The 12,233-nt window shown below is 38.7% G+C and carries 12 protein-coding genes and 1 tRNA gene; all 13 read left to right on the forward strand.

Annotated elements, in window-relative coordinates:
• Positions 1-4 precede the first annotated feature (4 nt).
• The 13 genes from acs (at position 5) to ACT6NV_RS12295 (ending at position 12,200) form a co-directional block, all read left to right on the forward strand.
• Entirely contained in the window at positions 5-1,912 is a 1,908-nt protein-coding gene (acs, locus tag ACT6NV_RS12235; protein ID WP_445384728.1) for an acetate--CoA ligase, read from the forward strand.
• A 190-nt stretch (positions 1,913-2,102) separates the two neighbouring features.
• Positions 2,103-2,176: transfer RNA gene (locus ACT6NV_RS12240), tRNA-Arg, on the forward strand.
• Positions 2,177-2,758: 582 nt separating this feature from the next.
• The gene (locus tag ACT6NV_RS12245; RefSeq protein WP_445384729.1) at positions 2,759-3,340 is read left to right on the forward strand and encodes a helix-turn-helix domain-containing protein; all 582 of its coding nucleotides are present in this window, start codon (positions 2,759-2,761) and stop codon (positions 3,338-3,340) included.
• Positions 3,341-3,419: 79 nt separating this feature from the next.
• Positions 3,420-5,681: a heavy metal translocating P-type ATPase gene (locus ACT6NV_RS12250; RefSeq protein WP_445384730.1), complete on the forward strand. Its 2,262-nt coding sequence runs from the start codon at positions 3,420-3,422 to the stop codon at positions 5,679-5,681.
• Between the two features lie 52 nt (positions 5,682-5,733).
• Positions 5,734-5,949, forward strand: coding sequence for a heavy-metal-associated domain-containing protein (locus tag ACT6NV_RS12255; protein ID WP_445384731.1), 216 nt, complete (start codon positions 5,734-5,736; stop codon positions 5,947-5,949).
• A 4-nt stretch (positions 5,950-5,953) separates the two neighbouring features.
• A complete protein-coding gene (locus ACT6NV_RS12260; protein WP_445384732.1) occupies positions 5,954-6,346 on the forward strand; it encodes a hypothetical protein in 393 nt (130 codons plus the stop codon).
• A gap of 64 nt (positions 6,347-6,410) precedes the next feature.
• A complete protein-coding gene (locus tag ACT6NV_RS12265; RefSeq protein WP_445384733.1) occupies positions 6,411-7,235 on the forward strand; it encodes a helix-turn-helix domain-containing protein in 825 nt (274 codons plus the stop codon).
• Positions 7,236-7,365: 130 nt separating this feature from the next.
• Positions 7,366-7,788: an OsmC family protein gene (locus ACT6NV_RS12270; RefSeq protein ID WP_445384734.1), complete on the forward strand. Its 423-nt coding sequence runs from the start codon at positions 7,366-7,368 to the stop codon at positions 7,786-7,788.
• 33 nt (positions 7,789-7,821) lie between these two features.
• On the forward strand, positions 7,822-8,265 hold the full coding sequence (locus ACT6NV_RS12275) for a hypothetical protein (protein ID WP_445384735.1): 444 nt from the start codon (positions 7,822-7,824) through the stop codon (positions 8,263-8,265).
• A 283-nt stretch (positions 8,266-8,548) separates the two neighbouring features.
• Positions 8,549-9,310, forward strand: a complete 762-nt coding sequence (locus ACT6NV_RS12280) for a DJ-1/PfpI family protein (RefSeq protein ID WP_445384736.1) — start codon at positions 8,549-8,551, stop codon at positions 9,308-9,310.
• A gap of 89 nt (positions 9,311-9,399) precedes the next feature.
• Positions 9,400-10,383, forward strand: coding sequence for a helix-turn-helix domain-containing protein (locus tag ACT6NV_RS12285; RefSeq protein WP_445384737.1), 984 nt, complete (start codon positions 9,400-9,402; stop codon positions 10,381-10,383).
• A gap of 356 nt (positions 10,384-10,739) precedes the next feature.
• A complete protein-coding gene (locus tag ACT6NV_RS12290; protein ID WP_445386698.1) occupies positions 10,740-11,354 on the forward strand; it encodes a carboxymuconolactone decarboxylase family protein in 615 nt (204 codons plus the stop codon).
• A gap of 6 nt (positions 11,355-11,360) precedes the next feature.
• On the forward strand, positions 11,361-12,200 hold the full coding sequence (locus ACT6NV_RS12295; RefSeq protein WP_445384738.1) for an NmrA family NAD(P)-binding protein: 840 nt from the start codon (positions 11,361-11,363) through the stop codon (positions 12,198-12,200).
• Positions 12,201-12,233 lie beyond the last annotated feature (33 nt).

Genomic DNA, 12,233 nt, shown 5'->3' on the forward strand with positions numbered 1-12,233 from the left:
TGAAATGAGTAATTACCATATCAAACATCTGGAGGAATATTTCCAGGTGTATCGTAAATCTGTACGGGATCCCGAAAGTTTCTGGGAGGAAATTGCCGAAGAGCATTTTATATGGCGTAAAAAGTGGGACAAGGTACTGCGATGGGATTTCAGTAAGCCGGAAGTTTCCTGGTTTGAAGGTGCCCGGCTGAATATTACGGAAAATTGCCTGGACCGGCACCTGACTACCCGGGGCGATAAAACGGCTATCCTATTTGAACCCAATGATCCTGCTGAAAAACCAAAGCATATTTCCTATCTCGAATTGCATGAGCAGGTGTGCCGGATGGCAAACGTGCTGAAGGAGCAGGGCGTCGGGAAAGGAGATCGGGTTTGTATTTATCTTCCGATGATCCCTGAATTGGCAGTTTCCCTCCTGGCCTGCGCCCGGATCGGAGCCATACATTCTGTGGTTTTTGCCGGATTCTCTGCTGCGGCATTGTCTACCCGTATCAATGATGCGGAATGTAAAATGGTCATTACTTCGGACGGCTCCTTCAGGGGTAATAAAATCCTTGACCTAAAAAGTATTGTAGATGCTGCCCTGGAGGATTCCCCCTGTGTGGAAAAGGTGCTGGTGGTGAAGCGAACGGGGGGTGAAGTCCGGATGAAGGCAAAAAGGGACCAGTGGCTGGATCCTTTGCTGGAGCAGGCTGGTGTGGCCTGTGAGGCGGAAATTATGGATGCAGAAGACCCGCTGTTTATCCTTTATACCTCGGGATCTACCGGAAAGCCCAAGGGAATGGTGCACAGTTCGGGGGGTTATATGGTTTATACCGCCTATACCTTTAAAAATATTTTCCAGTACCGGGAAAATGATATTTACTGGTGCACTGCAGATATTGGCTGGATAACCGGGCATTCCTACATTGTTTACGGCCCGCTTGCCAATGGGGCGACCACCGTGATGTTTGAAGGGGTACCTTCCTATCCGGATTTCGGCCGTTTCTGGGAGGTGGTCCAGAAACATAAGGTCAATCAGTTTTATACAGCCCCCACCGCTATCCGGGCACTGGCCAAAGAAAACCTGGAGTATGTTGAAGAGTACGACCTTTCCTCCCTGAAAGTGCTGGGGACAGTAGGGGAGCCTATCAACGAAGAGGCCTGGCACTGGTATAACAATAATATCGGGAAAAAGAAGAGCCCGATTGTGGATACCTGGTGGCAGACCGAAACAGGCGGGATTATGATCAGTCCCATCCCCTTTGTGACCCCAACCACGCCCACCTATGCCACCCTTCCCTTTATTGGTATTCAACCGGCCCTGATGGACGAAAACGGACAGGAAATCAGAGGGAACCAGGTTTCCGGGAGGTTGTGTATCAAGTTCCCATGGCCTTCCATGGCCAGGACTATCTGGGGAAATCACCAACGGTATAAGGACACTTATTTTTCAGCCTTTGAGAACAAGTATTTTACGGGGGACGGGGCCCTGAGGGATGCAGTGGGGTATTACCGGATTACGGGCAGGGTGGATGATGTGATTATCGTTTCCGGCCACAACCTCGGAACGGCTCCTATTGAGGACTCCATCAATGAGCATCCGGCCGTGGCGGAATCGGCTATTGTTGGCTTTCCCCACGATATCAAAGGAAATGCCCTTTACGGCTTTGTGATCCTCAAGGAAACCGGGGAGGGCCGGGATAGGGATAACCTTCGCAAGGAGATCAACCAGCAGATTACCGAACAGATTGGACCCATTGCCAAACTGGATAAAATCCAGTTTGTGCCCGGGCTGCCGAAAACGCGATCCGGGAAAATTATGAGACGAATCCTCCGGAAAATTGCCTCAGGGGATGCAGAAGACCTGGGCGATATCAGTACGCTGCTGAATCCTGAAGTGGTGGAGGAGATTAAAGAGCAAAAATTATAATGAGATTGCTGAGTTGCCTCTTAAACCTGTTTGCAAACTAAAGACAGATTTAAATTTGGATTGGCATGTGTCATATTCTGTCAAGTTTTCTTAGTTTTGCCGAAATTTTGGATCGGTCGCGTAGCTCAGCTGGATAGAGCATCCCGCCCTCGGCGGGACGGTCGCAGGTTCGAGTTAAAAATAAAATATTGGTCGCGTAGCTCAGCTGGATAGAGCATCTGCCTTCTAAGCAGACGGTCCCAGGTTCGAATCCTGGCGCGATCACAAATTTTTACAGGGTCTCGGAGCATTCTGCTTTCCGAGACCTATTTTTTTGCAAGCTTTTTGCAAACACCTTGAAATTGAACTTTTCTTTAAGAAATATGAGCATGTATTAAGATTTAAAACTTAATAGCGAATTCAATACGCCCCAAAACTTACCTTAACTAATCTGCTGAGCGAGGTAAATAGAGTTCTACTTAACTTCTAGCTCAATTTTTTCTTGAAAAATCAACCGAGTTTATTGACCTGGACTGCTTTTTTCGTTAGAAAGCAAAAAGTTTCATTCAGAAAGCTATTTTAGAAAATCCCTTTTATACATGCTTTTCCGCAGGAAAATTAATGAATAGCGTCGCGCCAGCGCGCTATCCACTTGCTTCTCTATTTTCACTTTTTTGTTTTAAGATCGAAAAGATGGTTTACATCTGTGGGGTTTTGTAATTCTCCATAGCCAATATAATTGGCACAAACTGTCAAAGCTTTGGCATGTAAAGTCAAGATTTCTCTTTGAAAATGATAGTAATTTACAATTAGTAAATTGTAATTATACCCAGTTAAGGGTTAGTAAATCATTATTAAAGTAGTAAAATGGGTGAATCTTATCATATAAAAAACATGGTGTGTGCCAGATGTATTTCATCTGTCAATCAAATATTTACAGACGCAGGTTTTGAACCTATCAATATCAATCTAGGTGAAGTTTATCTTGAACAACCTTTGACTCAAGACCAAATATCAACTATTCAAATAGAGTTAGAAAAAACGGGTTTTGAATTTATTAATGACAAAACAAGCCAGTTAATTGAGAATATCAAAAAGTTAATAATCCAGGAAATTCACCACAGTGAATGTTATAATGAGAATATTCAATGGTCGAAACATCTTATGGAAAATGTACACTATGATTATAATTATTTAAGCAGACTTTTTTCCACAACTGTTGGAATAACGATAGAACAGTATATAATTCTACAGAAGATTGAAAAAGTAAAGGAGCTATTATGCTACCAGGAACTTTCTTTAAAAGAAATATCCTATAAATTAGGTTATAGTAGTGTTGCCCACCTTTCCGGACAGTTTAAAAAAGTAACAGGAATGACTCCCACCATATTCAAAAAACAAACAGTAAATCACAAAATGAGGGTTAAAATAGACCAAATCAACAAATGATATAACTCTTAGACAAAATTCTATAACAGCTATCCCATGGCTCTCTCCGAAATTTGTATTGTAACAAATCGGAGAAATTATGGAAACAAATTCAATTAGCTCAGTAGCTCTCCAGGAAAATAAGCCCGCAGATTTTATTAGCGAAACATTCCCGGTAACAGGAATGACTTGTGCCTCATGTGCTTCCAGCGTTGAATCCATGCTGAATCATACTGAAGGAGTAAATAAAGCAAATGTGAATTTTGCTTCTAGCTCTGTTCAGGTGGAGTATGATTCAAGTATAAATATAGAAGATTTACAATCCGCAATTAAAAGTATAGGTTATGAACTTATTATAGATGTGGATGACCCTTCAGCTGCTCAAGAAGAACTGCAGCAACAACACTATATTGAGGTAAGAAACAGAACCATTTGGTCTTCAATTTTAACATTGCCCGTATTCATTATAGGAATGTTTTATATGGATTGGCTACCCGGAAGATGGATTTCACTTGCATTCACTATTCCTATCCTCTTCTATTTTGGACGCAGTTTTTACATCAATGCTTGGAAGCAGGCAAAGCATGGTAAAGCCAATATGGATACATTGGTTGCGTTGAGTACGGGTATTGCCTTTTTGTTTAGCTTATTTAACACCCTATTTCCTGAATTTTGGCATGCTCGAGGAATTCATCCTCATGTATATTATGAAGCCGCCACTGTTATTATCACTTTTATCTCTTTAGGTAAACTACTAGAGGAAAAAGCGAAATCCAATACTTCTTCAGCAATCAAAAAATTAATGGGGTTACAGGCTAAAACGGTTAAAGCCATTATAGATAATGAAGAGCAAGAGGTACCAATTTCTTCTGTAAAAAAGGGCTATACTATTTTGGTAAGACCTGGAGAGAAAATCCCGGTTGATGGAAAGGTTGTTTCTGGTAGTTCCTATGTGGATGAAAGCATGATAACTGGAGAGCCGGTACCGGTAGCTAAATCCAAAGGTGAAAATGTTTTTGCCGGCACTGTGAATCAAAAAGGTAGCTTCAGGTTTGAAGCTGAGAAAGTTGGTCGGGAAACCTTACTCTCACAAATAATAAAGATGGTGCAGGAAGCACAGGGCAGTAAAGCTCCTGTTCAAAAGTTGGTAGACAAGATTGCCGGGATATTTGTGCCGGTGGTAATGACCATTTCAATCCTCACTTTCATTGTTTGGATGGTTGCAGGTGGGGATGATGCCTTTACGCAAGCGCTTCTTACATCTGTAGCCGTATTAGTAATCGCCTGTCCATGTGCATTGGGCCTTGCCACACCTACTGCCATAATGGTGGGGGTAGGTAAGGGAGCTGAGAATAATATCCTAATCAAGGATGCAGAAAGCCTGGAATTAGGTCATAAGGTGAATGCTATTGTATTGGACAAAACCGGTACTATAACAGAAGGAAAGCCAACGGTCACCAATATAGTTTGGTCAGAGAATAAAAGAAAATCAAACCTGGCACCAATACTTCTTGCAATGGAAGCTCAATCTGAACACCCTTTGGCAGCTGCGGTAGTTAGAAAACTTCAAAATGAAGGTGTAGAACCTAAACCATTAAAAAACTTTGACAGTATTACTGGTAAAGGAGTAAAAGCAGAAGATCAGGACGGCAATGATTACTTTATTGGAAATGCTAAACTGATGACGGAAAATGGAATCTTCATTTCATCGGACTTACAAAAGTCGGCATTAAGCTGGCAGGAAAGTGCGAAAACTGTCATATTCTTTTCAAATACCGAGGAGGTACTAGCTGTACTGGCTATAGCTGATAAGATTAAAACCTCTTCTCTAACAGCCATTGAGAAATTAAAGCAGAAAGGCATACAAGTATATATGCTTACTGGAGATAATAACCAAACTGCCAGAGCTGTAGCAAACGAGGTAGGTTTAACTGACTTTAAAGCAGAAGTTCTACCATCGGATAAGGCAGATTTTGTTAAAGAGCTACAATCTAAAGGAAAAACAGTAGCTATGGTGGGAGATGGAATTAATGACAGTCACGCACTCGCTCAAGCCGATGTAAGTATTGCTATGGGTCATGGTTCTGATATAGCTATGGATGTGGCTAAAATGACCTTAATAACATCTGACCTTGAATCTATCCCTAAGGCATTACAACTCTCTAGCAAGACCGTAAAAGGTATTCGTCAGAATTTATTCTGGGCATTTATCTATAATGTGATCGGTATCCCAATTGCTGCAGGCATTCTTTATCCCATTAATGGATTCTTGCTGGATCCGATGATTGCCGGTGGCGCTATGGCATTTAGCTCGGTATCGGTTGTAATGAATAGCCTGAGATTAAAGATGACAAGCATTTAAAAAGTTGAACTCAAATTAAATTAATAACTAAAACAATTAAATAATAATTACTATGACAAATTTTAAGTATCAGACAAATATTAAATGTAATGGATGCAAGGCGAAGGTAAAACCTCAGCTTGATGCCATTGAAGGAGTATGCGATTGGACTGTAGACTTGGATAGTTCTGATAAAATCTTGAAAGTAACAGCTCCGAAAGAATTGGAAGGAAAAATAATTGAAGCTGTAAAAGAAGCTGGTTTTGAAATAAATGCATTAAATCACTAAAGTCATGAACAATAAAATTGATAAAATACTAAGTGTTATTCTAGGAATTGCCTTACTTATATTTGGTTTAGATAAATTCTTTGCCTTTGTTCCTCATGGTCATGTAATGACAGAGGAGCTTATGGCAGCATATCAAGGACTGTTGGCAAATAAGTTTATAATGCCCACAGTGGGAGTAGTTGAAATACTATCAGGAATTTTGCTACTATCCGGACGTTATGTGATCATAGCCCTAACAGCAATGATTCCAATAGTGTATGGTATACTAGCCTTTCATTTGGCTGTAGATGTTCCCGGAATAGTTCCTGGACTCATAATAGCATTTATACATGTTTATTTGATCATAAACAGGCGAAAGGCAATCAAGCATTTTGTTGTTGAGGCAAATGCAGTTTAACTGTCAGAGGTAAAAGCAGTACCGACTTCAAGTCGGTACTGCTATTTTTAATTAAATTCAAGGCATGAAATACACCGGTTCAAATCAAGAATTAATTTCTATTTTAAATGAAAATGAGGTTACAGCAGAAAGCCTAAATCAGAGAAATGAAAATGATTTCATGCTGATATGGTTTAAATCGGATTCCAATTTCACCACCATCGACAGCAAGCGTTACGAGTTCGAATCAAATCAAATAGTTTGTCTTACTGAGTTTCATAAGCTGAGTGATGTTAATATTAAAAACGCCAGAGTAATTCGGTTTAACAGGTCTTTTTATTGCATTCTTGATAATGACGAAGAAGTAAGCTGCAAAGGCCTGCTGTTTTTTGGAGCTAATAATGTTCCGGTTATTGATATTTCAAGTTCAGAGATTGAAATTTTTGAAACTGTATTTAAGATGTTTCAATTAGAACTTAAAACAGATGACAATTTACAGCTTGAAATGCTGCAAATGATGTTAAAAAGATTTTTGATACTTTGTACAAGAGCATTTAAAAAGCAAACGGAATATAATAGCTTAAACCATCAGCAACAAGATATAATCAGAGAATACAATTATTTAGTAGAAAAGCACTTCAGAGAGAAGCAATCAGTTAAGGAATATGCTGAGATGCTTTATAAATCCCCTAAAACACTCTCCAACTTATTCTCAAAAATAGGAGAAAGGACACCTCTTGAATTTATTCACCATAGAATATTGATTGAAGCGAAACGCCTACTCATACACTCTAATCAATCAATAAAAGAAATTGCTTTCGAAATTGGTTTTGAAGATCAGCAATCATTTAGCCGATTTTTCAAAAATAAAGCAGGAATTTCTCCACTTCACTACAGAGAAGATAAGTAAGGGAAAAATTGTTATGCCTTGGGGAAATGTTGCCTAACTCTACTCCCCTAATTCACTGCACATTTGCATTATAAGTTTAAAGAACAAGGCCAAGCCTGTTCTAAATATGTAAAATTAAAACAGTAGAAAAATGGCAACACAAATTAAAATCAAAAACATTCCAGAGGGTTATCAGTCGATAATCAGTGCAGGAAAGCACACTATTATTGGAGATGAGCCCATCAACTCAAAAGGAACAGACCTGGGCATGAGTCCTACAGAACTGGTTCTTGCAGGTATTTCAATGTGCAAGGTAGCAACTATAAGAAATGTAGCCAGGAGAAAAGGTTTAGATATAGGAGATGTAAATGCAAACCTAAGACAGGTGGTAAAAAGAACCGCTGAAGGCACATTCAAAACAATAGTTGATTCAGAAATTGATATCGAGGGTGATATCACTGAAGATGAGAGAAGAATGCTTATTGATGAAGCGGACAATTGTTATGTCACACGTGTAATTCGTGGTGACTGGGAGATAAACCCAAGTCAGACATTAGAACCAAGTCTTTCGTAGAATAAAAACAGTCACGTATAAATCAAATTAAAGATGGAAACTCAAAATAAGATTAATTGGAAAAATGCAATAATAGCTGGTGCTATTGGCACACTACTCTTCGATGTAGTTGGGTGGGCAATAACAGGACAATGGTTTGATATACCAGCACTATTAGGTGCTAAAACCGGGTTAGGATTTACCTACGGCATAATTGGTCATTACAGTAATGGAATACTACTGGCTGTGCTTTATGCGGGAATTGCTCCATCACTTTTCGGACCTAAATGGTTGCGGCCTTTGATATTTGTTAGTGCCGAAACTGTGGTATTAGTATGGTTATTTATGCTTCCATTGCTAGGTGCGGGAGTGGCAGGAACAGATATGTCACCCATGATGCCGGTTATTACATTAGTTCGCCACTTGGTCTATTCAATACCATTAATATTTCTCATTCAATATGACTCGCTATCACTTAAAGTAGCATCAAAAAACTAAAGCAAGTAACACTTAATCAAATTACTTTTCATTATTGGTTAGGTTAAAAGGGTATGTGATTTACATACCCTTTTTTTATGTAATTAATTACATACTTATGAATACTTACCAGTAAATAAGTAGAAGTTCTTCTTTGAAATTACACGTGATTATCGTCCCAGAGCGATATTTCCTCCATACAAGGCGCTTATGGCTTAAACTGTCAAGGTTTTGGCATGAGATGTCAATAATTTTATGTTCAATCTTATGAATTTTACCAAATCAATTACAAAAAAGTGGATCCATGACAAATTCAAATAAGCTATCTCTTTCAAAAAGAACAAATGCTTTTAAAATATTAGCAACTCCTAATGTCTATTATTTATTCCTTTTCGTTTTTATAATGATAACCTCATGTAATCATAATCACCGCCATGAAGATCAAAAAATGGACGAAGTTCAAGTTCGGAGTCTTAAATATAAATCACAAATAAATGTAGCTGTATACATTCATGACCATATTGAAATATTAGATTTAGCAGCCCCAATAGAAGTTTTTGATCGTGCTGGCATGAATGTTTTTACTGTTGGGTTGGATACAGACTTAAAAATAAGTCAAGGTATTTTAGAAGTTAAACCAGAGTATTCTATTGAAGATCATCCAGATGCTGATATTGTGGTATTTGTTGGAGGAAATGGAGCCAATGCTGCTAAAAACAATAGAGTCAAAAAATGGATTCAGAAAATCAACCCTACCACTCCACAGTTTTTCACCGTCTGTACCGGTGCTTTCTTTTTGGCCGAAGCAGGTTTACTTAAAAACAAAAATGTAACAACATTTCATGATGCAATTGAGGACCTGAAGGATATGGATAGTGAAATTCAGGTGCTTAAATACCGGTTTGTTGATGATGGTAGAATCATTTCTACCGCAGGAGTATCAGCTGGAATTGACGGTGCCCTTTATTTGGTAGATAAATTGCTTGGTGAGGAGAAAGTAAATGAGGTTATTGAATACATGGAGTACCCCTATTGGGATAAGTCAGGGGGCCATATAATCAAATAATATTTTATCATTACATTTTGAATTTGAGCTTTTATTAACCAGCACAGATAATTTATATTTTCTTATTTTTAGTCATTAGTGCTGTTTAGATGGCTTATATTTCAAAGGACTTATATAAAGATGTATATAGTTTTGCTCAGAGTGAAGGCATTTCCAGGGAGGACTTAAATGGAACAGTAACTCCGGATGATTTAGAACATTCATCTGCATTTCCCTCGGACCAGTTTTTTGCATTGCATGAGTTGGCAGATTCCAAACTTCAGCCAGGGTTCTCTTTAAGGGTAGGACTCGCCACTAAAATTGAAGATTATGGTGTGCTAGGTTTATCCTGGAAAACATGCTCTTGGGCAGGAGAGATATTTGAGCGGTGTGACAGATATTTCAGTATACTCTCTGATACTTATGTCTTTAAGATTCACAAGTCTGAAGGTTTCAGGAAAATTCTTCTATTAAGAGAGCCTTATAGAAAAGGGGTTAAATTATCGAATGAGGCAAGTTTTGCTGGAATTGTATCAGTTATCAAAAAGATTACGGAAAAAGAAATAATCCCCTATCAGGTCAATTTTAGTCACTCAATTATACATCCATTAGACTTATATCGTCAAGCTTTTCAATGTGAAGTCAATTTTGACACTCAGGAAAACGCTTTGGTCTATAAAAATAAAGATCTCGAGACCAGGACTGCTAAAGCTGACCGAAGCATTAATGAATATCTTTTAGAGCGAGTTCAGGAAGAAACTGAAGGAATACAGTTAAATACCAGCAAAGTTGTGGATGATGTGGAACAGCTTTTAAAAGATGCTTTACCCAGTGGCATTCCGAGTATTGCTCAAATTAGCGAGTACATGGGCATGAGTAATAGAACACTCACCAGGAGGTTATCCGAAGCAGGCGTTACCTTTCGAGACCTTATAAAGAGGACCCAGGAAGAAGTCTCTATAAATCTTTTAAAAAACACATCACGAAATATTGCTGAAATAGCGTTTGAAACCGGTTTCTCAGAACAAAGTGCATTTAATAGGGCATTTAAACGCTGGACCGGCCTTTCCCCTGTCGAATTCCGAAAAAGATAACTCATATTCCTCATTTGGCTTAAACTGTCAAAGCTTTGGCAGAAAGTGTCAAGATTAACTTGTTTATACTTTCCAATTTTACACTTGTATCCATAAGTGACAGAATTGGGAATGATAAGTACTGTAACATTATATATTGAAGGGCTAGTTGCAGGATTCATAGCTGCTGAGGATTTCAACAATGCAGACAGTAGGATATTGCCAATAGATGATATCTTTCTAAGCGACTATCTCAAGGAAGTTGCAGTTAAAATTGTATATAACAATTGTAATGCTTGTCATCGAAAGCAAAAACCCTTTAGCTTCAGCAGCACTATTCGTACAAGGAAAAAATCACTCACTATAAACTTAGAATCATTATGGCTTTTTTCAGTAATCTAGACGCAAATTCAGATATCACGGATATTACTTTCAATGATCGCCCAAGGCTTGGTCCAATGGATAAAGCTTCACAGGAAATAATGCGAGGAAAATCCTCTTTCAGCGTTGCAGAAAGAGAAATTATGGCAGCTTATGTTTCGGGCTTAAATGCATGTTCTTTTTGTCACGGCTCTCACAAAGCAGTTGCAGAGCAATTGGGTATTAAGCCAGTGATTATCGAACAATTAGTGGAGGATATTGAGTCAGCACCTATCAAAGAAGAGCTAAAACCAATATTCCATTATCTCAAAAAACTCACTGTTTCTCCAAGTAAGATAGTAGAATCAGATGTTCAAAAAGTAAAGAAAGCCGGCTGGTCAGAAGATGCCCTTCACGAAGCCATTTTAGTCGGCTGCTTATTTAATTTTTATAATCGCTTGTTAGACGGGCACGGAGTTAAAGGTAATAAAGCAATCTATCAATTTGCCGGCGAACACTTGTCTAAAAATGGATATGGAGTTCCCTGGTTTATTGGGTTAATAAAGAATTTCATTAAAAAAAGTAAACTTAAAAAACTTAAAGAATTAGAAAATAAGGGTCATATAAATTAAAATATAATGGAACATAATATCCTAGTTATCGGAGGAACCGGTAAAACTGGTCACCGAGTAGTAAAAGGTTTAAAAAAACATGGTCATCACGTAACTGTGGGTTCAAGACAAGGCACCCCTGCTTTTGATTGGGAGGATCCTACCACTTATGCACCCGCATTAAAAGGAATGGACAGGGCATATATAGTTTATTATCCTGATCTGGCCGTTCCCGGTGCAAAAGAAGCTATTGATAAGTTGACAGAAGTAGCCTTAAAGGAAGGATTGGAGAAAGTTGTTCTCTTGTCAGGTAAAGGTGAAAAGGAAGCTGAGGCATGTGAAGACATCGTAGCCAACTCCGGATTGAATTATACAATCGTCAGGGCCTCGTGGTTTAATCAAAACTTTAGTGAAGGTGCTTTCCTTGACAACATCTTGGCAGGCCAGGTTGCTTTACCTATGCCTGAAGCAGAAATACCCTTTGTTGATGTAAATGATATTGCGGACGTTGTAACTGAAGTACTTACCAATGACTCCTATAATGGTCAAACCATAACGGTTACAGGTCCTAGAAAAATGACTTTTAAAGAAGTTGTTGAGACCATTTCAAAAGGTGTGGGCAGAAATATAATCTATCAGCCAATATCTATAGAAGCATTTCAGGAAGGAATGAAAGCTGCTGGTTTGCCTGACTCTTATGTCTGGTTATTCGGATACCTGTTTAAAGAAGTATTAGGAAACCCTGATAACCAAGAAGTGTCAACAGATGTCACTAAAGTATTGGGTCGTGAGGCTACTGATTTTGAAGATTATGTGAAGGAAACGGTAGCCACAGGGGTTTGGAATCAAGCTGTATCCTCTATGTGAGAACATAGGCTCTTCAACCTTACCTTAAATTAG

The organism is Robiginitalea insularis, from assembly GCF_052497835.1.

Coding starts and splice junctions, on each gene's coding strand:
- acs (WP_445384728.1), top strand. CDS start 5: ATGAGTAATTACCATATCAAACATCTGGAGGAATATTTCCAGGTGTAT.
- ACT6NV_RS12265 (WP_445384733.1), top strand. CDS start 6,411: ATGAAATACACCGGTTCAAATCAAGAATTAATTTCTATTTTAAATGAA.
- ACT6NV_RS12275 (WP_445384735.1), top strand. CDS start 7,822: ATGGAAACTCAAAATAAGATTAATTGGAAAAATGCAATAATAGCTGGT.
- ACT6NV_RS12285 (WP_445384737.1), top strand. CDS start 9,400: ATGGCTTATATTTCAAAGGACTTATATAAAGATGTATATAGTTTTGCT.
- ACT6NV_RS12245 (WP_445384729.1), top strand. CDS start 2,759: ATGGGTGAATCTTATCATATAAAAAACATGGTGTGTGCCAGATGTATT.
- ACT6NV_RS12250 (WP_445384730.1), top strand. CDS start 3,420: ATGGAAACAAATTCAATTAGCTCAGTAGCTCTCCAGGAAAATAAGCCC.
- ACT6NV_RS12260 (WP_445384732.1), top strand. CDS start 5,954: ATGAACAATAAAATTGATAAAATACTAAGTGTTATTCTAGGAATTGCC.
- ACT6NV_RS12280 (WP_445384736.1), top strand. CDS start 8,549: ATGACAAATTCAAATAAGCTATCTCTTTCAAAAAGAACAAATGCTTTT.
- ACT6NV_RS12295 (WP_445384738.1), top strand. CDS start 11,361: ATGGAACATAATATCCTAGTTATCGGAGGAACCGGTAAAACTGGTCAC.
- ACT6NV_RS12255 (WP_445384731.1), top strand. CDS start 5,734: ATGACAAATTTTAAGTATCAGACAAATATTAAATGTAATGGATGCAAG.
- ACT6NV_RS12270 (WP_445384734.1), top strand. CDS start 7,366: ATGGCAACACAAATTAAAATCAAAAACATTCCAGAGGGTTATCAGTCG.